This window comes from Alkalihalobacillus phoenicis, assembly GCF_047302405.1.
In the GTDB taxonomy this organism is placed as follows: domain Bacteria; phylum Bacillota; class Bacilli; order Bacillales; family Bacillaceae_D; genus Alkalihalobacillus.
Genome location: NZ_CP154853.1, coordinates 95,533 through 117,692 on the forward strand (window position 1 = coordinate 95,533; position 22,160 = coordinate 117,692).

General features: G+C 39.4%; 20 protein-coding genes. 16 read left to right on the forward strand and 4 right to left on the reverse strand.

The annotated features are described in order from the left end of the window. Positions 1-48 precede the first annotated feature (48 nt). The 16 genes from AA0017_RS00405 to AA0017_RS00480 all read left to right on the forward strand — a co-directional run bounded on the left by AA0017_RS00405 (position 49) and on the right by AA0017_RS00480 (position 15,271). On the forward strand, positions 49-1,236 hold the full coding sequence (locus AA0017_RS00405) for an ATP phosphoribosyltransferase regulatory subunit (protein WP_413378451.1): 1,188 nt from the start codon (positions 49-51) through the stop codon (positions 1,234-1,236). Next, positions 1,233-1,871 carry an ATP phosphoribosyltransferase gene (hisG, locus tag AA0017_RS00410; protein ID WP_413378453.1) on the forward strand — a complete coding sequence of 213 codons (639 nt, stop codon included), beginning with the start codon at positions 1,233-1,235 and terminating at the stop codon, positions 1,869-1,871. The genes AA0017_RS00405 and hisG overlap by 4 nt, the downstream gene beginning before the upstream one ends. Further along, the gene (hisD, locus tag AA0017_RS00415) at positions 1,868-3,139 is read left to right on the forward strand and encodes a histidinol dehydrogenase (protein ID WP_413378455.1); all 1,272 of its coding nucleotides are present in this window, start codon (positions 1,868-1,870) and stop codon (positions 3,137-3,139) included. Before hisG ends, hisD begins: the two co-directional genes overlap by 4 nt. After that, on the forward strand, positions 3,139-3,729 hold the full coding sequence (hisB, locus tag AA0017_RS00420) for an imidazoleglycerol-phosphate dehydratase HisB (RefSeq protein WP_413378457.1): 591 nt from the start codon (positions 3,139-3,141) through the stop codon (positions 3,727-3,729). The genes hisD and hisB overlap by 1 nt, the downstream gene beginning before the upstream one ends. Further along, positions 3,730-4,371: an imidazole glycerol phosphate synthase subunit HisH gene (hisH, locus tag AA0017_RS00425; RefSeq protein ID WP_413378459.1), complete on the forward strand. Its 642-nt coding sequence runs from the start codon at positions 3,730-3,732 to the stop codon at positions 4,369-4,371. Next, on the forward strand, positions 4,364-5,101 hold the full coding sequence (hisA, locus tag AA0017_RS00430) for a 1-(5-phosphoribosyl)-5-[(5-phosphoribosylamino)methylideneamino]imidazole-4-carboxamide isomerase (protein WP_413378461.1): 738 nt from the start codon (positions 4,364-4,366) through the stop codon (positions 5,099-5,101). The genes hisH and hisA overlap by 8 nt, the downstream gene beginning before the upstream one ends. 3 nt (positions 5,102-5,104) lie before the next feature. Next, on the forward strand, positions 5,105-5,863 hold the full coding sequence (gene hisF, locus AA0017_RS00435; RefSeq protein ID WP_413378463.1) for an imidazole glycerol phosphate synthase subunit HisF: 759 nt from the start codon (positions 5,105-5,107) through the stop codon (positions 5,861-5,863). Continuing rightward, the gene (hisIE, locus tag AA0017_RS00440; protein WP_413378465.1) at positions 5,860-6,513 is read left to right on the forward strand and encodes a bifunctional phosphoribosyl-AMP cyclohydrolase/phosphoribosyl-ATP diphosphatase HisIE; all 654 of its coding nucleotides are present in this window, start codon (positions 5,860-5,862) and stop codon (positions 6,511-6,513) included. The genes hisF and hisIE overlap by 4 nt, the downstream gene beginning before the upstream one ends. 255 nt (positions 6,514-6,768) lie before the next feature. Then, positions 6,769-7,830, forward strand: a complete 1,062-nt coding sequence (locus tag AA0017_RS00445) for a tetratricopeptide repeat protein (RefSeq protein ID WP_413378466.1) — start codon at positions 6,769-6,771, stop codon at positions 7,828-7,830. 103 nt (positions 7,831-7,933) lie between these two features. Next, positions 7,934-8,875: a thioredoxin-disulfide reductase gene (gene trxB / locus AA0017_RS00450; RefSeq protein ID WP_413378468.1), complete on the forward strand. Its 942-nt coding sequence runs from the start codon at positions 7,934-7,936 to the stop codon at positions 8,873-8,875. Positions 8,876-9,483: 608 nt separating this feature from the next. Beyond that, complete coding sequence (locus tag AA0017_RS00455; protein ID WP_413374833.1) at positions 9,484-10,644, forward strand: IS256 family transposase; 1,161 nt, start codon at positions 9,484-9,486, stop codon at positions 10,642-10,644. Positions 10,645-11,357: 713 nt separating this feature from the next. Continuing rightward, positions 11,358-11,825 (forward strand): 8-oxo-dGTP diphosphatase, encoded by a 468-nt coding sequence (locus tag AA0017_RS00460; RefSeq protein ID WP_413378470.1) that lies wholly within the window; start codon positions 11,358-11,360, stop codon positions 11,823-11,825. 194 nt (positions 11,826-12,019) lie between these two features. Further along, positions 12,020-12,916, forward strand: a complete 897-nt coding sequence (gene rapZ, locus AA0017_RS00465) for an RNase adapter RapZ (RefSeq protein ID WP_413378472.1) — start codon at positions 12,020-12,022, stop codon at positions 12,914-12,916. Continuing rightward, positions 12,913-13,866, forward strand: a complete 954-nt coding sequence (locus AA0017_RS00470) for a gluconeogenesis factor YvcK family protein (RefSeq protein WP_413378474.1) — start codon at positions 12,913-12,915, stop codon at positions 13,864-13,866. Before rapZ ends, AA0017_RS00470 begins: the two co-directional genes overlap by 4 nt. A 96-nt stretch (positions 13,867-13,962) precedes the next feature. Then, the gene (whiA, locus tag AA0017_RS00475) at positions 13,963-14,922 is read left to right on the forward strand and encodes a DNA-binding protein WhiA (protein ID WP_413378476.1); all 960 of its coding nucleotides are present in this window, start codon (positions 13,963-13,965) and stop codon (positions 14,920-14,922) included. A 94-nt stretch (positions 14,923-15,016) separates the two neighbouring features. Continuing rightward, positions 15,017-15,271, forward strand: coding sequence for an HPr family phosphocarrier protein (locus AA0017_RS00480; RefSeq protein WP_413378478.1), 255 nt, complete (start codon positions 15,017-15,019; stop codon positions 15,269-15,271). Between the two features lie 591 nt (positions 15,272-15,862). On the opposite strand, the gene clpP is transcribed toward AA0017_RS00480, so the two are convergent. From clpP to AA0017_RS00500, 4 genes are all read right to left on the reverse strand, one after another. Then, entirely contained in the window at positions 15,863-16,444 is a 582-nt protein-coding gene (gene clpP / locus AA0017_RS00485) for an ATP-dependent Clp endopeptidase proteolytic subunit ClpP (RefSeq protein ID WP_003321879.1), read from the reverse strand. 989 nt (positions 16,445-17,433) lie between these two features. Then, positions 17,434-18,990 carry a response regulator transcription factor gene (locus tag AA0017_RS00490; protein ID WP_413378481.1) on the reverse strand — a complete coding sequence of 519 codons (1,557 nt, stop codon included), beginning with the start codon at positions 18,988-18,990 and terminating at the stop codon, positions 17,434-17,436. Next, positions 18,965-20,779, reverse strand: a complete 1,815-nt coding sequence (locus AA0017_RS00495) for a cache domain-containing sensor histidine kinase (protein WP_413378483.1) — start codon at positions 20,777-20,779, stop codon at positions 18,965-18,967. The genes AA0017_RS00490 and AA0017_RS00495 overlap by 26 nt, the downstream gene beginning before the upstream one ends. Before the next feature lie 88 nt (positions 20,780-20,867). Continuing rightward, positions 20,868-22,157: an ABC transporter substrate-binding protein gene (locus AA0017_RS00500; protein ID WP_413378485.1), complete on the reverse strand. Its 1,290-nt coding sequence runs from the start codon at positions 22,155-22,157 to the stop codon at positions 20,868-20,870. Between the last annotated feature and the right edge of the window lie 3 nt (positions 22,158-22,160).

Sequence of the window (22,160 nt, forward strand, 5' to 3'; positions counted from 1 at the left end):
TTCTGAATTTATATAATAGATAAATAGAATGTTATTGAGGTGAGTAGAGTGACGAAGCCGTTTATGTTTGAGAAGCCGTTAGGTATGCGAGATACATTGCCAAAGTTATATGAGACGAAAAGGGAAGTTAGAGATAAAGTTTCAGCAGAAATGAAGAGTTGGGGTTATCATTTTATTGAAACGCCGACTTTGGAATACTACGATACTGTTGGAGTTGCTTCGGCGATTTTGGATCAACAACTTTTTAAACTCTTAGACCAACAAGGACGTACATTAGTTTTGCGTCCGGATATGACAGCTCCAATCGCGAGGCTTGTTGCTTCGAGCTTAAAGGATGCAGCTTACCCATTGCGTTTAAGTTATCAGTCGAATGTGTACAGAGCCCAACAGCATGAAGCCGGAAAGCCAGCTGAGTTTGAACAGATTGGGGTCGAATTGATCGGAGATGGGACGATTAGTGCGGACGGAGAAGTGATTGCCTTAATGATTTCTTCGTTAAAGCAGACGGGCTTGAAACATTTTACTGTTGCTGTTGGTCATATTGGCTTTTTGCAGGCGTTATTGCTTGATGTTGTCGGCAATGCTGAACGTGCTGATGCACTTATCCGCTTTTTATATGAAAAAAATTATGTTGGGTTTAAGGAGCATGTTAAAAGTTTGTCGTTGTCTTCCATTGATAAATCTCGTTTACTAAAGCTTTTAAAATTACGTGGTAGTCAAGAAGTTTTAGATGAGGCTAGTGAAATCATTCAAACAGAAGCAGGGAAAGCGGCGATCCAAGAGTTACAGGAGCTATGGTCGGTGTTAGAGGCATATCAATTAACTGCCTATGTAAAATTTGATTTAAATCTTGTTTTACATATGAGTTACTATACAGGCGTTGTTTTTGAAGGATATGGGGATAAATTAGGAGTTCCTGTCTCGAGTGGTGGTCGTTATGATGAACTTTTAGAAAAATTTAATCGACCGGCACAGGCGACGGGTTTTGGGATTCGATTGGATTTATTAGTGGAAGCATTAGGTGAAATGAGGGACTTACCTGATCTTGTCTGCATCATTTTTAGTCGAGAACGCCGGGCGGAAGCGATTGAAGTAGCGACGGAAAAAAGACAAGAAGGTTTGACAGTTGTGATGCAGGATTTAGCGGGGATTCAGGATCTAGATTTAATGACCGAACAATATGATGATGTGCTTTATTTTATTGGCAAACAGCCTAAAGGAGGCATCTTAACATGAGCGATTTATTAACCGTAGCGATGCCTAAAGGAAGAATTTTTGAGGAGGCGGTTGAGCTTTTAAGGAAAGCTGGTTATGACCTTCCTGATGAATTCGAAAACTCGCGGAAGTTGATTATTGATGTACCAGAAGAGAACATGAGGTTTATTTTAGCAAAACCGATGGATGTTCCTACTTATGTTGAGCATGGGGTGGCTGATATCGGGGTGGCAGGTAAGGATGTTATGATTGAAGAAGAGCGTGATGTTTATGAGGTGCTTGATTTAAAAATTAGTGCTTGTTACTTAGCCGTCGCAGGTTTACCCGGTTATGCTAAAAAAGACATTAATCCTAAGGTTGCCTCGAAGTACCCGAATTTAGCGACTCAATATTTTAAAGAACAGGGCGAACAAGTGGAAATCATTAAACTGAATGGTTCGATTGAACTGGCGCCATTAATTGGGTTAGCGGATCGAATTGTCGATATTGTTTCCACTGGGCAAACATTAAAGGAAAATGGCTTAGTCGAATTGGAAACGATCGTACCGATAACCTCGCGAATTATTGTGAATCCAGTCAGTTATCGTTTAAAAGATGAACGAATTGAGGAAATGGTCGAGCGTTTATCGGTCGTTGTAGAGGAGGAGTTACGGTGAAAATTGTTCAATATGATGCCGATATAAGCATTAAACGCGACCTGGACTCAGGAACAGAGGAGCAAAGGAAAGTTGTCGCTGAAATTATTGGAAAAGTTCGACAAGAAGGAGATGCGGCGTTAGCTTATTTTACGGAAAAATTTGATCGAGCTGTATTAGATGGTTTAAGAGTACAAGAAGAGGAAGTCAAACAGGCTTATACAGAAATTGATGAAGAAACATTGAATGCTTTAAGAATGGCGATTGAAAACATTCGCGATTTTCATCAAAGGCAAACCACTCAATCATGGTTTACGACGAAAGCAGACGGGACGATGTTAGGACAGAAAATTACACCACTTGATTCAGCAGGACTGTATGTGCCGGGGGGAAAAGCGGCTTATCCGTCTTCGATTATGATGAATGTGATTCCGGCTCAAGTGGCTGGAGTCGAGCGTATTGTGATGGTTTCTCCTCCTCAACCGAATGGAAATCTTGAGCCAGTTGTCCTTGTCACCGCTCATGAACTGGGAGTAGAGGAAATTTATAAAGTGGGCGGGGCTCAGGCGATTGCGGCTTTAGCCTATGGTACGGAAACGATCCCAAAAGTAGATAAAATTACGGGGCCGGGCAATATTTTTGTCGCTCTTGCCAAAAGAGCGGTTTTTGGTGAAGTCGATATTGATATGATTGCCGGACCGAGTGAAATCGTAGTGTTAGCTGATGACCAAGCGAATATTGCTTATATTGCCGCGGATTTATTGTCTCAAGCTGAGCATGATGAGCTTGCTTCCTCTGTGCTTGTGACTGAATCTCAAGTGTTAGCCGAAGCGGTCGCAAAAGAAGTTCAAAAGCAACTCGAGACATTGCCAAGAAAGGAAATCGCCCAAGCTTCCCTTGAGCAATATGGACAGATTATCGTAACGACTGATTTAGAAGAAGCGATAACGGTTGTCAATGAACTAGCGCCGGAGCATTTAGAAATTTTGACAAAAGAGCCATTAAATATCGTGGGGAAAATCCGTCATGCGGGGGCGATTTTTCTTGGAGAGTATAGCTCTGAACCAGTGGGTGATTATTTTGCTGGCACCAATCATATTTTACCAACGAATGGAACGGCTCGATTTTCTAGTCCGTTAAGTGTGGATGATTTTACGAAAAAAACGAGTATTATCTCTTATAGCGAAAAAGCTCTTGTTGAAAATGGCTCAAAAATTGCCACGATTGCCCGCTTAGAAGGGTTGGAAGCTCATGCTCGAGCGATTGAAATACGATTGGAGGAAAAATGATGGAATCAAGACGTGCATTTATTGAACGAAACACAGGGGAAACACAAATTAAATTAGATTTTACAGTAGATGGAGAAGGGATTTCGGATTTAAAAACAGGCGTACCTTTTATGAGCCATATGCTTGATTTATTTACAAAACATGGCCACTTTAATTTAACGGTCGATGCTTCTGGGGATACTGAGGTCGATGATCATCATACGACTGAGGATATTGGCATTTGCCTTGGATATGCTTTAAAAGAAGCTTTAGGCGATAAAAAAGGGATTAAGCGTTATGGAAGTGCGTTCGTTCCAATGGATGAAGCGTTAGCCCAAGTCGTTGTTGATTTGAGCAATCGTCCACACTTAGAGTTTCGAGCCGAACTACCGAGCGAAAAAGTCGGCACCTTTGATACGGAGCTTGTCCATGAATTTTTGTGGAAGCTGGCTCTTGAAGCTCGGATGAATTTACATGTCATCGTTCATTATGGCCAAAATACGCATCACATCATTGAAGGGATTTTTAAAGCATTAGCACGAGCACTAGATGAGGCGACGACAATCGATAGTCGTGTGAAGGGCATCCCCTCAACGAAAGGGATGTTATAAATGATTGGAATTGTCGATTACGGAATGGGCAATTTGCACAGTGTTAGCAAAGCCTTAGAGCGTTTAGGGTATGAATATATCATTAGTGAAAAAATTGAAGAGCTAGTCGAAATGGATGGACTCATCTTGCCTGGTGTTGGAGCATTTCCTGATGCGATGGAAATCTTGCAAGAAACTGGTTTGGCCGCCTTTTTACAGGATTGGACTTACGCCAAAAAGCCGTTACTCGGTATTTGCCTCGGGATGCAGCTCTTGTTTCAAGAAAGTGCCGAACATGGCGAGACGAAGGGCATTGGTTTATTACCAGGTCGGGTGGAACGTTTTTCAGGTATAACATCTGAAGGAAAAACTTATAAAGTGCCACATATGGGCTGGAACTTGCTTCAATTCATTAATCGCGAGCATCCACTGCTTGAAAATGTTGAGGAGGGTCATGTTTATTTTGTTCACTCTTATGTCGTAAAAACTGAAGATACGTCTGTATTGGTGGCAACGGCTGAATATGATGGTCCTGTTCCCGCAGTAGTTGCCCGTGGTTCTGTGATGGCCACACAATTTCATCCAGAAAAAAGCAGTGAGGTCGGGATGCAGATCTTAAAGAATTTCGGAAAAATGGTCGAGGAGGAAGCAGAGCGTGAGTGATTTTATTATTTATCCGGCAATCGATATGCGCGATGGCAAATGCGTTCGCCTTGTGCAGGGGGATTACAATAAAGAAACGATTTATGGAGATTCTCCTTTTGAAATGGCGAAATCATTTGCAGAAGCTGGAGCAAAATGGATACATATGGTCGATTTAGACGGTGCGAAGGCCAAAAAGCGAGTCAATCATGAATTTGTCATTCGTGTCGCCGAAGAGCTTGATGTTTCCGTCCAAATAGGTGGAGGAATCCGAACAGCTGAAGATGTTGCTTTTTATCTTGAGGCGGGAGTCGATCGAGTTATTCTTGGTAGTGTGGCTGTCCAAAATCCTTCATTTACAAAAGAAATGTTGGCCAAGTACGGCGGCGATAAAATTGTGATCGGAATAGATGCCCGTGATGGTTATGTGGCGACAGAAGGCTGGCTTGAAACTTCGAGTGTGAAGGCGGAAGAACTCGGACAAGAGTTGGCTCGATATGGAGCAGAAGTATTTATTTTTACGGATATTTCACGGGATGGGATGTTGAGTGGACCAAATACGGAAGCGATTGTCGCCCTAGCCAAAGCGACGGGAAAAGAAGTGATTGCATCCGGTGGGGTAAGTAATTTAAAGGATCTACAGGAACTGCGAGCGAGTAGTGCTGATGGAGTCGCCGGAGCCATTGTGGGTAAAGCTTTATATACGAATCAATTCACTTTAGCCGAGGCACTTAGTGGGAAGGAGGAATAGGTGATGTTAACGAAAAGAATCATTCCTTGTTTAGATGTAAAAGAAGGGCGTGTTGTCAAAGGCGTGCAGTTTGTTGACCTTCGTGACGCTGGTGATCCGGTAGAACTTGCCGCATTTTATGATGAGCAGGGAGCCGATGAATTGGTGTTTCTCGATATTTCTGCTTCGCATGAAGGGCGTGAGACGATGATTGATGTCGTCGAGGAAGTAGCCGCCAAATTAGCGATTCCCTTTACGGTCGGCGGGGGCATTAATACATTGGAGGATATGAAACGGGTCCTTCGTGCGGGAGCTGATAAAGTCTCCCTTAATACGGCCGCGGTAAAAAGACCGGAATTAATCAAAGAAGGAGCCGATTTTTTTGGTTCACAATGTATTGTCGTTGCGATTGATGCCAAATACGATGAGGAGCTCGGTTCTTGGAGAATTTATACCCATGGTGGCCGTCAAGCAACGAATTGGGAAGTCATCACTTGGGCTAAGGAAGCGGTCCGCTTAGGTGCCGGGGAATTTTTATTAACGAGCATGGACCAAGATGGAGAGAAAAAAGGCTTTGATCTTGCTCTGACAAAAGCTGTAAGTGAGGCTGTCTCGGTTCCTGTTATTGCCTCTGGTGGAGCTGGGGCCGCGGCTGATTTTGATGAAGTGTTTGGGCAGGCGAAAGCAGACGCAGCGTTAGCAGCTTCGATTTTTCATTATAAAGAAACGTCTGTTGCCGAAGTAAAAGAGTATTTAAAAGAGAAAGGTGTGCCTGTTCGATGAATATAGAAAAAGTTCGTTTTGATGAAAAGGGCCTCGTATCCGCGATCGTCCAGGATGCCGTTTCGAAAGAAGTATTAACATTAGCTTATATGAATAAAGAATCAATAAGGAAATCATTGGAGACAAAAGAAACATGGTTTTACAGTCGTTCCCGCCAGGAGCTTTGGCATAAAGGAGCAACTTCAGGTAATACGCAAACGATCGTTGATATCCGCTTTGACTGTGATGCAGACGCTTTACTTGTTTTAGTCAAACCAGCAGGACCAGCATGCCACACAGGTAGTTATACTTGTTTTTTGGATTCGTTAGTTGAAGCACAAGGTAGCAATGTTGGGCAAGAGTCAACTGAGCGACGTGCTGAACGATATGCAATTTTGAATGAACTAGAATCGGTCATTGCCACCCGGGAAGCTGAAATGCCAGAAGGAGCTTATACGACCTATCTTTTCGAAAAAGGTGTCGACAAAATTTTGAAAAAAGTCGGTGAAGAGGCAGGCGAAGTTATCATCGCCGCTAAAAACCGTGATCCAGAAGAATTGAAATGGGAAGTAGCGGACTTGTTATACCACTTGCTCGTTCTATTGCGCGAACAAAAATTACCAATTGATGAAGTGTTATCTGTATTAGAAGAACGACATAGCGGGAGTTAGAGTGCAGAGCAAAGAAACACTACTTAGGTAGTGTTTTTTTATTTGGAGTTGGAAGTTGATTTGTTTACGGTATTTGGGCGTGGATGATATGTAAATTAAGCTGAGTACCCCCGTCAACCACCACTTTTACCACTGAAAAAGCCCCATTCAAACTGTATAAATATCCATTTTTATAATTCCTGAAAAAATGTGTCGAAAGCTCCGGTGATATAGTATAATTGGAGCAATGAATCAACACTGGAGGTCAAGTGCTTCATGGAATTAACTCCTCAGAATGAAGGAAAAAAGGTCATACCTTTTATAAGAAATGGTGATTATTTCTTTCAAAGAGGCCTAATTGCCTATCGAAAAAAACATTTACAACGGGCTGTTAAACTTTTTCAGCGGGCAGTAAAGCTGACGAATCAGGAGCCTGTTTTTCACGTTCAGTTAGCGGCTGTCTTATCAGAAATGGGTCATTATGAAGAGTCGAATGAAATCTTGCGAAACGTTTTAGCGGAGCATGGTGAAGACGGCCAAAGTGACTGTTATTTTTTTATGGCTAATAACTACGCTTATTTAGGTCTGTTTGATAAGGCACAAGGAGCGGCGGAACGATATATACAATTTAATCCTGACGGACAGTTTTTTCAGGATGCAAAAGATCTATTGGATTTATTAGAAGTCGAGTATGAGGATATTTCTTTATGGAATGAGAATGATATCGATTATGAGGCAAATGATGACTTTCTGATCGAGCATGAAAAAGCTCGTAATGATTTAAAAAATGGTAATTTCCAGGCAGCCATTCCGGTTTTAGAAGAAATTACAAAGAAGCACCCATCTCATTGGGCGGCTTTTAACCATTTAGCAGAGGCTTTTTTCCGAACGGGTGATGAAAGAGCTTTTCAAATTTCTTCCCATGTTTTAAAAGAGGATGAAAGTAATTTATTTGTACGTGCGAATTTGGCTTTATTTTTTCTTCAAAGAGGCGAAAAAGAGCAGGCGGAACCTTTCTTACAACCGATCCGAATTGTGTATCCGATTGATTATGAGAATTATTTATTTGTTGCGGAAGTGTTATGTGCAGCAGGTGAATATGATGATGTGAAAGAAAGATTTGAGAGGATGGCGGATAGTTTTTATAATGATAGTCCGCAATGGTTATTTTGTTATGCGGTCGCATTAGCCAACACAGATGAACGGACAAAAGCGATTCGATATTTAAAAAAATCGGCTTCGTTAGGGCATGAGCAAGCCACAATGATGTTAGCAAATCTAAAAAAAGAAGAACTCTCAGTCAATGATTGGGTTTATCACCCTTGGGAATCCTATTAATGATTCGGCAATGGTTAATATGAGCAGGATAATAGACTTTTGAAGGCCATTTCGATACGATGAATTTAGATATAATGAGGTTAAGGAAATAGGGAGTGATCGAATGAGTGAAGAAAAAATTTATGATGTGATTATTGCAGGTGCTGGTCCAGCTGGAATGACGGCTGCTGTATATACGTCGCGTGCTAACTTAAGTACTGTTATGATTGAACGTGGTGTTCCAGGTGGTCAAATGGCGAATACGGAAGAGGTTGAAAACTATCCTGGTTTTGACCATATTCTTGGACCAGAGCTTTCAACTAAAATGTTCGAGCATGCGAAAAAGTTCGGTGCCGAATATGCTTATGGCGATATTCAAGAAATCGTTGATGAAGGCGATGTTAAGCTAGTGAAAGCTGGAAGCAAAGAATATAGAACTCGTGCCGTCATCGTGACGACTGGAGCAGAATATAAAAAATTAGGAATTCCAGGTGAAAAAGAGTACAGTGGTCGAGGTGTTTCTTATTGTGCCGTCTGTGACGGGGCCTTTTTTAAACAACGTGAATTAGTCGTTATCGGTGGTGGCGATTCAGCAGTAGAAGAAGCGGTTTATTTAACTAGGTTCGCTTCAAAAGTAACCATTATTCACCGTCGTGACCAATTACGTGCTCAAAAGATTTTACAAGATCGTGCGTTTAACAATGACAAAATTGAATTCATTTGGGATCATGTTGTGAATGAAGTGAACGGTGAAAATGGAAAAGTCTCAAGTGTAACGATTGAAAACACAAAAACAGGCGAAGTAAAAGACTTCAAAACAGATGGAGTATTTGTTTATATCGGCATGTTACCTTTAAACAAAAGCGTGAAAAACCTTGGCGTTTTAAATGAAGAAGGTTATATCGTGACAAATGAAGATATGGAAACAGAAGTGCCAGGTATTTTTGCTGCTGGGGATGTTCGTGAAAAAAGCCTTCGTCAAATTGTGACAGCAACGGGAGACGGAAGTATAGCTGCCCAACAAGTTCAGCACTATTTAGAAACATTAGAGGAGAAAGTGAAATAATATAATTAATTTCTAGGATATTTTTATAAAAAAGGGCCTACAGGAAAAGTGAAATCTTTTCAAACCGTAATTCGGTCTTAATGCTTCTGTAACAGTCATGAAATAATAAACGGTTAATATATAAATAAGTAATTGACCCCCTTTTTTATATAATTTTTGCACGGGCAACGGTCCCGTGCCTTTTTTTGTTTTAAAAGAGTATATAGAGTAATAAAAAGGGGACGGATGAAGCTGATTTAGGGTTTAAAATTTAAAATGCTCCAGGTGGATAAACAATCGCCTTTCACTCGTCAATTGACGGGTTTTTTGTCTTTAGCCTTACTTGGTTTATAGAATGTTGAAACCGAGTAGGGCTGTTGTGGCAAGTTCAAGACAGATAGGGACAGGGAATGTGGAAAAAGTGTCGAAATGGCGTCGTAAGTGAGTGGAAACGACATGAATTGTGTAAGAATGGACTGGAGCCGTGTCGTAAGTGAGAGGAAGCGACGTGAAGTGTGTAAGAATGGAGATTAAGTCCGTATAATTGTGTAAAAAGAAAAAGGGTTCATCTTAATTCCCTTTGGTTAGAATGTTTTTTACCGCTAAAAAACAAAACCAGGAGGAAAAAGATGACCCAAGTACAGTTTAACCTAAATTTGGAAAGTTTAACAGGGAAAATCAATCATTCGAATCTAGATGAAATTACAAAAGCAGCTATTGTATTAGTTTTTAATGAAATTATGAAGAAAGAGCAGGATGATTATTTAAGAGCCTCATCCTATGAGCGGATAGAAAGTCGAGTCGATTATAGAAATGGATATTATGAGCGTGAGTTAATTTTAAGTTCAGGGAAAATTACTCTAAAAGTTCCGAGGACACGTAGTGGAGAATTTTCTCCAAGCCTATTTGAGCGGTATTCAAGGGTTGAACAAAGCTTGGTATTAAGCATGATGGAGATGGTCATTCAAGGGGTCTCTACACGTAAAGTAACGCATATCGTCGAACAACTTTGTGGTCAAAACGTATCAAAGTCCTTTGTATCATCGATGACGGAAAAGTTAGATCCCGTTGTCAGGGAATGGTCAACCCGCCCATTGAACGTGGTGTATTACCCTTATGTATCTGTGGATGCGATGTATATAAAAGTAAGAGAGCACCAAAAGGTCGTGTCTAAGGCTGTTTATATTGCCCAAGGTTTTACGAACCGAAACAAGAAAGAAATCATCGGGTTCATGGTTAGTCATCAAGAGAGTTATGAAGCATGGAAAGAGTTTCTGCAGAGTTTGAAACAAAGAGGGCTAGCGTCACCTAAACTCATGATTTCAGATGCACACCAAGGTCTCAAAAAAGCGATAAGTACTGTGTTTGTAGGGACTCCATGGCAAAGATGCACCGTTCATTTCAAACGAAATTTATTTAGTGAATTACCAAAGAAAGGAATGGAAATCGAAAAAGCCATTATCAAAGATATATTTAACTCACTGGACGCTGAGATGGCAAGAGAAAAATTAGAGAAATTTCTGGTAACCTATAAGGAAAGTCGTAAGTTACAAAAAACCTTAACGAAACTCGAAGAAGGTTTTGAAGATGCCATCCAATTCCTGAACGAACCGATTAAATGGCAACGTCATATTCGCTCAACTAATTCACTTGAACGCTTAAATCAAGAAATACGACGTCGTGAAAAAGTGATACGAATCTTTCCAAATGACAACTCGGCATTCCGATTAATTGGTGCTTTACTTATAGAATTAGATGAGCGTAAATCACAAAAGAACATCCTATCTTAATTGAGAAAACAGAAGTGAAAAGAACCGAAAATAGAATCGACAGGTTTTTCTGAAGGAAGGGGGTACCCCCTTCCTTCAGAAAAACCATAAAACATTACTAACCATAATTTACACAGAATGAAGGACTTGACTAGAATGGACTGGAGCCGTGTCGTAAAAGAGCGGAAGCGACGCGGAGTGTGTAAGAAAACTCTGGAGCCGTGTCGTAAAAGAGAGGAAGCGACGTGAAGTGTGTAAAAAAGCGACGGAGCCGTGTCGTAAAAGAGTGGAAGTGACGTGAAGTGTGTAAAAAAGCTATGGAGCCGTGTCGTAAAAGAGTGGAAGCGACGTGAAGTGTGTAAAAAAGCTATGGAGCCGTGTCGTAAAAGAGTGGAAGCGACGTGAAGTGTGTAAAAAACTCTGGTACCGTGTCGCAAATGAACGGAAGCGACGTGAAGTGTGTAAGAAAGCTCCGGATCAGTGTCGCAAATGAACGGAAGCGACGCACAAAGTGTAAAAAAAGCTCCACACACATGTCCCAAAAGAGCGGAAAACCGTGTCACAAGCAAGTCAAACGGCGATAATTTTATAGAAACAACTTTATAAAATGGGTCCTTCCATTCCATACCTACATGGTTTTAACATTTATACATTTTTTGGCGAATGAGAATCGGTCTCTAACAATTGTGACGAACTGAAAATGAATGTATAATGAAAGAGTATGGAAACGTGAGGTGAAGCAATTGCAAAGGGTAACGAATTGCGTCTTAGTCAACGAAGAAGAAGTATTATTGCTACAAAAGCCGAGGCGAGGTTGGTGGGTAGCTCCAGGAGGTAAGATGGAAGCTGGAGAAACGATTAAAGAATCAGCCGTGCGAGAATACCGTGAAGAAACCGGCTTACATGTAGAAGCTGCGGAATTAAAGGCCGTTAGTTCCATGGTGATAGTTGAGAACGATCGAATCACTTCAGAATGGATGATGTTTACTTTCGTTGCTTCTAGTTATCACGGACAACAGCTAAAGCAATCTCCAGAAGGGAAATTGCAATGGACACAGAAGAATACTATTAAGGATTTACCGATGGCAGCAGGTGATCAATATGTGATTGACCATGTTTTAAATAAAGAGGGTGTACTTTATGCAACCTTCCATTATACACCTGATTTTAAATTGCTATCTTATCGACTTGATCCGAACTAAAATAAATCAGAATAAGTCGTCTTACCGATTCTTTTCGGAACATGGGCTCATCGAGTTTTCCAGACGATTTTCTTAGGGTGAGCCATTTTATAGACTTTTATATCAGAAAGAAGAATAGGTTAAAAAGAGAACAGCTTTGCCTATTTTCCGAAATTTTTAGAAAAAAATCTAAGATAAAGAGAAGGTGGGCTAAAATGACGGTTGAAAAAAAAGAGATCGAAATTGTCATTATCACAGGGATGTCAGGTGCGGGGAAAACTGTTGCTGTTCAAAGTTTTGAGGACTTAGGCTATTTCTGTGTGGATAATCTTCCACCTGCCTTGTTACCAAAGTTTGTTGATTTAATTGAAGGGGCAAACGGAAAGATGGAGAAAGTAGCTTTGGTGATTGATTTACGGAGCCAAGCTTTTTTTGAACAATTATTTGAAACAATTGATACGATTAGTCAATCAGCAAGTGTTAATTTACATGTGAAAATCCTCTTTTTAGATGCTAAGGATGCTAAGCTTGTCCAACGTTATAAGGAAACAAGACGTTCGCATCCACTTTCTAAGGGTGGACTTCCACTTAATGGAATTACTGAGGAACGAGAGCTATTAGAGGAAATGAAAGGTCGAGCCCAGCAGATTATTGATACGACGGATTTAAAACCAGTTGAGCTTCGTGAAAAAATCATTGAAAGCTTTTCTTCCGAGCATTCTTCTTCATTTGTCGTAAATGTAGTATCATTTGGATTTAAGTATGGGATTCCGATTGACTCTGATTTAACATTCGATGTCAGGTTTTTACCAAATCCTCATTATATAGACCATATGAGACCTAAAACCGGTTTAGAGGAAGAGGTTTCATCCTACGTGTTAAAGTGGAGTGAAACCCAGCAATTAATTGAGAAATTAAAGGACTTGCTTGATTTTATGTTGCCTCAATATAAAAGAGAAGGTAAAAGTCAGGTCGTCATTGGAATTGGCTGTACAGGAGGGAAGCACCGTTCGGTTACATTAGCGGAGTATTTTGGCAAACATTTTAGCAAGGAATATGACACACGAATTAGCCATCGAGATATCGAGAAGGGGAAGGGACGTCTTAAGTGAATAAGAAAATAGTGGTCATTGGTGGTGGAACTGGTTTATCTGTTTTGCTTCGTGGTTTAAAGACTTTCCCAGTCGATATTACAGCGATCGTGACAGTTGCTGACGATGGTGGAAGTTCAGGTCGTTTAAGGAAAGAATTAGATGTCCCTCCTCCTGGTGATATTCGAAATGTCCTTGTAGCACTAGCAGAAGTAGAACCGCTTGTGGAACAGTTATTTCAACATCGCTTTGAAAATGGAAAAGGACTTTCTGGTCATTCCTTAGGAAACTTGTTATTGGCTGGTATGACATCTATTACAGGTGATTTTGCCAATGGAATCTCAGAAATTAGTAAAGTACTAAATGTAAGAGGAAAAGTATTACCAGCTGCTAATCGTAGTGTCGTGCTCCATGCTGAAATGGAGGATGGTTCAATTGTAACGGGAGAATCAACCATTCCGAAATCTGGAAAAAGAATTAAGCGAGTGTTTCTCACACCTGAAAAAATATATGCATTATCTGAATGTTTACGAGAATTAAAACGAGCAGATTTAATTGTTTTAGGGCCAGGTAGTCTTTATACGAGCGTTTTGCCTAATTTACTCGTACCAGGTATTGTTGAAACGATTGTGAAATCGAACGCTCCAAAAGTATACATTTCAAATGTTATGACCCAAAAAGGGGAGACAGACCATTACACAGCGGCTGATCATCTAGTGGGAATTTTAAGTCATTGTGGTGAAAATGTTGTCGATCATATCCTTGTCCATGGTACGCCTGTTTCTGAAAGCGTTAAAAAGAAGTATGCTTTAGAAGACGCAGCACCTGTTGAAGTAGATGAGCTTAAATTAAAACAAAGCGGTGTGAAAGTGATTCGTGATCATTTTGTGATCGAGAATGAGGATGTGTTACGCCATGATGCTGTCAAAGTATCAAAGGCGTTGTTAAATATAATAAGAGAAAATAATTAAATCCGTGTGGGGTGCTTCCATTTAATTTTGTAAGCAGAACGTTGCTTGCATGCAAAGGAATATCGATTGTCTACACGGCTGAAAGGAGTGATTATAATGTCCTTCGCAGCCACAACAAAAAAAGAATTAACCCAATTAGAAAGTGATGATTGCTGTGTGCAAGCAGAACTTGCTGCCTTAATTCGTATGAATGGTACACTTTCCTTTAGTAATCAACAATTTAGTTTAGATATTACAACGGAAAATGCAGCAATTGCGAGAAGAATTTATACACTAATCAAAAGGCAAAACCCTGATATATATTTAGAACTACTCGTCCGAAAAAAAATGAGGTTAAAGAAAAACAACGTCTACCTCGTTCGGATATCTAAACAGGCACGTGCATTATTAGAAGTACTTGATATTATTGGTGAGGGAATGACCTTTAATCGAGCGGTTTCTTCAAAGCTTTTGAAAAAAGAATGTTGTAAAAGAGCTTATTTACGTGGAGCTTTTCTAGCGGGTGGGTCGATTAATCACCCAGAAACATCTTCTTATCATTTAGAAATCTTTTCGTTTCATCAAGAACATAATGATTCGTTATGTGAATTAATGAACGAATATCATCTAAATGCCAAAACATTGGAACGTAAGAAGGGGTTCATTACGTATATGAAAGAAAGTGAAAAAATTACCGAGTTTTTGAATATAATTGGTGCCCATCAAGCGCTCCTTTATTTCGAGGATGTCCGCATTATGAAGGATATGAGAAACTCAGTTAATCGCTTAGTGAACTGTGAAACTGCCAACCTCAATAAAACAGTAGGTGCAGCTCTTCGTCAAGTGGAAAACATTCGTTTAGTTGACCGAGAATATGGATTAGAAAATCTGCCACCTAAATTAAGGGAAATGGCGATCTTACGGATGAATCATCAAGATGTTACACTGAAAGAACTAGGTGAAATGGTTGATGGTGGCACGGTCAGCAAGTCAGGAGTCAACCATCGATTAAGAAAAATTGATGATATTGCTGATAAAATCCGTAATGGAAATAAGGTAGAATTTAAAAAAATATAAATCGTTTTTTATTAACTCGTATGACTGGGCAGTGAGGAAACAATAGCTGCCCGTTAACACCTAATTTTTATTTTAATAAAGGAGGAGATGTTGAATGGTACAAAAAAATGTGATCGTTCAATTGAAATCAGGATTACAAGCCCGTCCAGCGGCCCGCTTTGTACAGGAGGCTAACCGTTTTGCAGCTGATGTTTTTATCGAAAAAGAACATAAAAAGGTTAATGCCAAAAGTATTATGGGGTTGATGAGTTTAGCTCTTGGACATAAAACAGAAATGACTTTAATTTGTGAAGGACATGACGAACAAGAAGCGTTAGAAGCTTTAGTCGATTTTGTTGAAAGCGAATAGCATTTAATTTTATCATTTTATTTTTAAGAGATTTGGACAACTTGTATGAACCTTATGTTTTAAAAAGCACAGCTACTGACTTGATTCAGTAGACTGTGTTTTTTATTATGAGTGTGGATAAGTATAAAGACGCATAGCTATTTTAAACAAAAACTGGGGGTAATGTGCATAAACATGTGGATAATTATAAGAATTATCAGAATATTATAGTGATTGTGTATAAGTTTTAGTCAAATAAGAGCAGAATTTTATAAAAAGGAGTTTTTATTGTGGATAATTTGCGAATCACTGATGGAAGTCGGGGGTGGTGTGTAATTTAGAGTGAGAAACGCCATCCATCCGCATTTGGCCGAGGGTGATGTGTAAATAAGACCGAGAAACGCCGCCAATCCCTATTTGACTACGCTTGATATCTTGATATGTGCAGCAAATAAAGCTAATGAAAGCAAACGAATCTTCAAGAAATGAAAAAACGACTACGCACTTTAAGAGTGAGTAATCGTTTTATTAAATAAAAGGTGTTCATTTACGATAGTGTTTGGTAGCTGTTTATCAAACAAGTTTTTTATTAACTAGAGTTTTATCTAGCAATTAGCTTGATTTAATAATATCGTCGATGAGGCCGTATTCTTTTGCTTTTTCAGCTGTCATGAAGTTATCACGATCTGTATCACGCTCGATTACTTCTAAAGGCTGGCCAGTTCGTTCAGCTAAGATTTCGTTTAATGTTTGACGCATTTCTAAAATACGACGAGTATGGATTTCAATGTCAGTTGCTTGACCACGTGTTCCACCTAATGGTTGGTGAATCATCACTTCACTGTTTGGAAGAGCATAACGTTTGCCTTTTTCACCTGCTGAAAGAAGGAATGCACCCATTGAGGCAGCCATACCGATACAAATCGTTGAAACTTTTGGTTTAATAAAATTCATTGTATCGTAAATGGCCATACCAGCTGTGATAGAACCACCAGGGCTATTAATATAAAGTGAGATATCCTTGTCTGGATCCTCAGCGTTTAAGAATAGCAACTGTGCTACGATTGAGTTTGCGACATTGTCATCAATCGCGGAACCTAACATAATAATACGATCTTTTAAAAGGCGTGAATAAATGTCATAGGCACGTTCACCACGATTTGTTTGTTCGATAACTGTAGGAATTAAATTCATAAGAAAAGCCTCCTTTAAATTTGAATAACTGTTTCATTTGGTAGAGGTGATTTATGTACATCATACCTAAAAGGTCAAAGAAGGTCAAATGTTTTACCTCTCCTTATCATAACTATTCATGATTACTCTTTAAAATCCCTTCTTACAGCATAGCCGAATTTAGAAAAAATGAAACCAAAAAGCGAGCATAATTTCATTTTTGATAGAAAACTAAGGGAAATAGGAATCATAGAAGCCGAATGAAGCCAAAAGAGAAGAGAGCTTTGGCCGAGCCGCAAAGGGAATCAAAGGCCGCCAATGAGTCCCGAAGCGATCGAATAAAAGCCGCAAAGGGAATCAAAGGCCGCCAATGAAGCCCGAAGCGATCGAATCAGAGCTGCAAAGGGAACCAAAGGGCGTCACTGATGCCAAAAGGAATCGAATCAAAGCCGCAAAGGGAATCAAAGGGGGTCAATGATGCCAAAAGCGATCGAATCAGAGCCGCAAAGGGAACCAAAGGGCGTCACTGATTCCAAAAGTGAGCGAATCAGAGCCGCAAAGGGAATCCAAGAGCGTCAATGAAGCCCAAAGCGATTGAAAAAGAGCCGCAAAGGGAATCAAAGGACCTCAATGAAGCCAAAAGCAATCGAATCAAAGCCACAAAGGGAATCCAAGAGCGTCAATGATGCCAAAAGCGAGCGAATCAGAGCCGCAAAGGGAATCAAAGGACCTCAATGAAGCCAAAAGCAATCGAATCAAAGCCGCAAAGGGAATCAAAGGACCTCAATGAAGCCAAAAGCAATTGAATCGAATCCACAAAGGGAACCAAAGAGCGTCAATGAAGCCCAAAGCAATCGAATCAGAGCCGCAAAGGGAATCAAAGGACCTCAATGAAGCCAAAAGCAAGCGAATCAGAGCTGCAAAGGGAACCAAAGAGCTCCAATGATTCCAAAAGCACCTGAATCAAAGCCTCAAAGGAACCATAGCGGCTCGTATCACCGATAGGACCCTTAGCTTCGTTTCTGATAATAGGTTTGGCGGTAATCACTTGGTGTGACACCGACGATACGTTTAAAGACCTTTGCGAAGTATTTATCATGTTGATAACCTACTGCTTCGGCTACTTCGTACACTTTAAGGTTTGGATTTGCTAAGAGCTCTTTCGCTTTTTTTATACGGAAATTCATTAAATAATCGGTAATCGTTTGGTTAAATTCCTGTTTGAACTTCCGTGAAATGTATTCTCTACTTAGGTAAAAATGCTCTGAGATTTCTTGCAAACTAATTTCATAATGGTAGTGACTCTCAATATAAGAAGCAACCTTTCCCATATTCGTTTGTGCTTGCTCGCCAAGTGTTGCGACTAAATCAAGTAGTTGGAAAAAGTCCTCTCTTTTTTCGCGCTTAAAGTGATGAAAGGAAAATCGCCCATCCCCGGTCCAATAAAGTTGACGTTGTGTGGGCAGTTCTTCTTTTTGTAGCCAGTGAGAGCGTAAAATATCAAAGTGGTTTTCCCAGTTTTTCAGAAAACGTAAGGTAATATTGTGATTTTTTTCAATCGATTCAAAAATGGAATGAAGCAAAAGGTCGAGTTGTTGTTTATGCCCACTTTCGATTGTCCACTTCAATTCATCTTTATAATCTAATAAAAGCCATTTTCTTTTATGAGGAGCTGTCGGTGAGTCCATTTCTTTATTAATCAAATTATCGGAAGCTAATTTGGTCGAGGCTTTAAGGTAGCTTTCCTTTGGGTGAGTATGAGCTGGGCCAATTACATAATGTGGCTTTATTTGATAACGACTCCATAACGCTCTTTTCACTTGAGTCAGTGCGGACTCTAGCTGCCGAGAAGAATGACTAATAAACACAAGTTCTTCCTCATTTTCTAAATGGGAAAAAACGTACCCAGCTTGTTCTCGGTCCATAATCGGTTTTGCGATTGCTAGAAGTTCAGTAACCGCAAGCTCTCCATGCCCTTCAAAAATAAAAGATTTTAACATCGTCATCGAAAAAATCGCGACGGTTAATGGCTGGGACTCGATGTCGAGCTGAAATTCTCGTTGAAAAAAATCGAGTTCACTTTGAGTCCATTCTGTTGTCGTTACAAGCTTTGTTAACCATTTGTCACAATAAATAGGATGAATTTCGCTGACGACTTTTTCTTTTTCTTGCTCTAATTCTTTTGCCTTTTTCTGCTGTAAAACTTCATCGACTGCTCGAGCCAAGACCTCGTTTAATTCAGTTGGGTCGATCGGTTTTAATAAATAGTCAAAGCTCCCAAATTTAATCGCATTTTTCATATATTCAAAGTCATCATAACCACTTATTACGATTGTTTTCGCATTTAAATGAGATTGATTAAGCCACTTAAGAAGCTCAACACCATTTGTTTTTGGCATTCTCATATCCGTAAAGATAATATCTGGTTTTTCTGTGGTAATGATTTGACGAGCTTCGTCTCCATTTTCTGCTTGTAAGATCGTATCAATCTTAAAACGTGACCAATTGGCTAGGAGTAACAAACCTTCTCGAACATGCCTCTCATCGTCTACTATGATCGCCTTCAAGAATCTCACCCTCCATCTTGATTGGTAATGTGATTCGAACGTTAAATCCACCAGTTTGAATGTTTTCTAAAGACATCTCGGTATGCTCGCCATAATAGAGCTTTAAACGGCGATACACATTTTGTAAGCCAATGCCTGTTCCACTATTGCTAACCATATTTTGATTAGTCGCCAGCTGTGTGTTAATCATTTCTAATCTTTCTTCGGAAACTCCAAGACCATTATCTTGAATTTCGATCACGATTTTATCTTTGTGCTTATTACAAGTAACAGAAACGATTCCAACGACTTCGTGGCTATCAAAGCCATGGTTAAAGTAGTTTTCCACGAGTGGTTGTAAAATCATTTTCGGGACATATACCTCTTTGACGTCATTTTTAATAATAATCGAGTAATCTAATTTATCTTCAAAGCGTTGTTTTTGTAAAAGCAGATAAGAAGAAAGATAATCGAGCTCTTGTGATAAGGTCACCATTGATTCAGATGTATTAATGCTGTAGCGCATGATTTTCGATAAATCGGTAATGAGTGTATAAACCTTAGGAGCATCACTTTTTAACGCCAGTGTCCCGATTGATTGTAGGGCATTATAAAGGAAGTGCGGATTAATTTGCGACTGTAAAACTTTCAGTTGATTCGTTTTATTTTCGATTTCTAATTTATATTCACGGTTAATGAGCTGATCCATCTTTTTCACCATTGATTTAAAACTATCTCCAAGTTCACCGATTTCATCATTACCAAGCGAGTGGAATTGGACTTTCATATTGCCTTTTTTGACTTCATTTATATTTTTGACTAGGACGGTTAAAGGGTTTGTAATTTTAAAGGAAACAAATAAGGTAGCGACAATGACTAAGAATAGCCCTAACATTCCGAAAATGATATTAATAAAAGCTACATTATAAGCACTTTCGAATAAGGTGCTCGCAGGAATGATTTTTATCAGCTTCCAGCCACCGCGAGATTCAGCGATTGTATCATAAATTAAGACAAACGGTTCATTCGATTCAGACCACTCTAAAACACCACTTTTTTGTTCGTGCAATAGCACTTCGGAAATCCAATCTTGTTCCTTTCTTTCGTTTAATATTGGGGAGGACTGATAAACAAAATCGCCCTCGGTCGTGACAATAAAAAGTTCTTCATTCCCTTCTGTATATAAATGTTCACTTAATTCAACAAGCTTCCGTCCGTTAATTTGCAAGGAAATATAAGCGAGAATATCTTCAGATGGAACGTTTTGTAAAGAGCGGTGTAAGCTAAAAGAATGATGGGGGTTTTTCCCTTCATTCGGTTTGATATATAGATTAAAAGGGCTTTCGCTTGCTTGCTCATAAAAGGAAAAATTCAAATCCTTTCGTTGTTCTGAATAAATGACCGAAGATTGTTTAGAAGTGGTAATAAATTGGCTGTTCTTTTCAATAAATAAATCGACGGATTCAATGCTTTGATCAGCGTACAAAATCGTTTGTAATACTTGGTTTACGGAACGAACAGATATAGGTTGTTCTCTTAAGTTAGCTGACTTTAAATAGCTAATAAATTCAAGGTTGTTATAAACAGATAAGGTTAGATTATTAAGTTCCTTTACATAACTATCGATGTTGACTTTCCCTTGATAAAGGAGATTGACATTTTCCTCAATCGCCTGATCTTTTAATGATTCCTTTGTATATAAAAAAGTGACCACGATCGAGGCACCGAACGGAATAATCGTAAATAATAATAAAAGAGTAATTAATTTTTGCCGAATGCTAGATTTCAGTTTGAACACCTCTTCCAACATTTAAATCTATCTTTAAGTATAAAGTAGAAAGCATACCTAAGATAGATATGCTTTCTAAATATATTTTGTTAGAAGATATTCGGATCCATTATTTTAAATTTTGCCAAGTGGAATCCATTCTTTCGAGAACCGTATCGTAATCAATTTGACCGGCTACATACTCTTGGATAATGGCAGCGAAGTCTTGGTTCGCACCGTCTGGCCATCTAAACCAGTTCCAAGGTAATGTTTGATCGTCTGATGAATATTCTAAAATGACTTCACCTAATGCGCCTAACCCTGTTGGTTCGATATGGTCAAAGGCTGGTATAAAAGCAAATTCTTCTGTCATAAAGCGTTGACCTGTTTCAGAAGATACCATCCAGTCTAATAGTAATTTCGCTTCTTCAATATGTGGAGAGTTTTTATTAACTGCCCAGTTGTTTGGAACGCCAATTGGTAATCTCGCATCACCGTTATCATCTAATGAAATAGGGAGAATGCCCATGTTCATCTCTGGATTCAGTTCATAAATCATATTTTCAATCCAGTTTCCTTGTTGAATCATGGCTGTTTCACCTGTTGCAAAATAAGTTACTTGAGAATTATAATCGGTCGTTAGCGGATTTGAGTTTCCATATTCAATTTCTAAATCAACTAAACGTTGAAAATCAATAAACTTCTGGTTGTTTGCCATCGTTTCAGTGCCTTCTGATAATGCATCAATAAAAGCAGCTGGATCGTCTTGTTCAGCAAATGGGATGTTTAATAAATGTTGACCAATGACCCACCACTCCGCATATCCAGCAGAGAAAGCCGTAATGTCATTTTCTTCTAGTTTTTGAACAGCAGCCAGTAATTCAGAATAAGTAGTTGGCTCTTCCGTGATGCCGGCTTCTGCAAATAAATCTTTGTTGTAAATAAATCCATATCCTTCAAGGTTAACGGGCATTCCATAAAGTTTGCCGTCTGTATCAGTCATCGGTACCGCTCCAATAGGAAGGAGGTGCTCAACCCAAGGTTCGTCTGATAAATCAGCTAGATGTTCTTTCCATAATCCGAGCTCTGTAAAGCCTCCATTATTGAAAATATCCGGTTGTTCGCCTGAAGCAAACTTCGCTTTTAACGCAGCACTATAATCAGCACCACCACCAACTGTTTCTAATTGGACACGAATGTTTGGATGTTCCTCATGAAATTCTTGTAGCATTTCAAGTAATTGGTCGGCAATTTCCACTTTAAATTGGAACATGTTTAAGGTTACAACCTCATCACTACTACTTGAGCCACCTTGATCCCCATCTGTTGTAGAAGAGCCATCTGTCTCATCTGAACCACAAGCACTTAATAATCCTACCGCTAAAATTGATGTAAAAAACCACTTTGTTAACTTCTTCATATT

What these genes read in the sequence shown, in the direction of transcription:
- hisG (WP_413378453.1), top strand. Translation starts at nt 1,233, where the DNA reads ATGAGCGATTTATTAACCGTAGCGATGCCTAAAGGAAGAATTTTTGAG.
- hisB (WP_413378457.1), top strand. Translation starts at nt 3,139, where the DNA reads ATGGAATCAAGACGTGCATTTATTGAACGAAACACAGGGGAAACACAA.
- hisH (WP_413378459.1), top strand. Translation starts at nt 3,730, where the DNA reads ATGATTGGAATTGTCGATTACGGAATGGGCAATTTGCACAGTGTTAGC.
- hisF (WP_413378463.1), top strand. Translation starts at nt 5,105, where the DNA reads ATGTTAACGAAAAGAATCATTCCTTGTTTAGATGTAAAAGAAGGGCGT.
- hisIE (WP_413378465.1), top strand. Translation starts at nt 5,860, where the DNA reads ATGAATATAGAAAAAGTTCGTTTTGATGAAAAGGGCCTCGTATCCGCG.
- AA0017_RS00445 (WP_413378466.1), top strand. Translation starts at nt 6,769, where the DNA reads ATGGAATTAACTCCTCAGAATGAAGGAAAAAAGGTCATACCTTTTATA.
- trxB (WP_413378468.1), top strand. Translation starts at nt 7,934, where the DNA reads ATGAGTGAAGAAAAAATTTATGATGTGATTATTGCAGGTGCTGGTCCA.
- AA0017_RS00455 (WP_413374833.1), top strand. Translation starts at nt 9,484, where the DNA reads ATGACCCAAGTACAGTTTAACCTAAATTTGGAAAGTTTAACAGGGAAA.
- rapZ (WP_413378472.1), top strand. Translation starts at nt 12,020, where the DNA reads ATGACGGTTGAAAAAAAAGAGATCGAAATTGTCATTATCACAGGGATG.
- whiA (WP_413378476.1), top strand. Translation starts at nt 13,963, where the DNA reads ATGTCCTTCGCAGCCACAACAAAAAAAGAATTAACCCAATTAGAAAGT.
- AA0017_RS00480 (WP_413378478.1), top strand. Translation starts at nt 15,017, where the DNA reads ATGGTACAAAAAAATGTGATCGTTCAATTGAAATCAGGATTACAAGCC.
- clpP (WP_003321879.1), bottom strand. Translation starts at nt 16,444, where the DNA reads ATGAATTTAATTCCTACAGTTATCGAACAAACAAATCGTGGTGAACGT.
- AA0017_RS00495 (WP_413378483.1), bottom strand. Translation starts at nt 20,779, where the DNA reads ATGTTGGAAGAGGTGTTCAAACTGAAATCTAGCATTCGGCAAAAATTA.
- AA0017_RS00500 (WP_413378485.1), bottom strand. Translation starts at nt 22,157, where the DNA reads ATGAAGAAGTTAACAAAGTGGTTTTTTACATCAATTTTAGCGGTAGGA.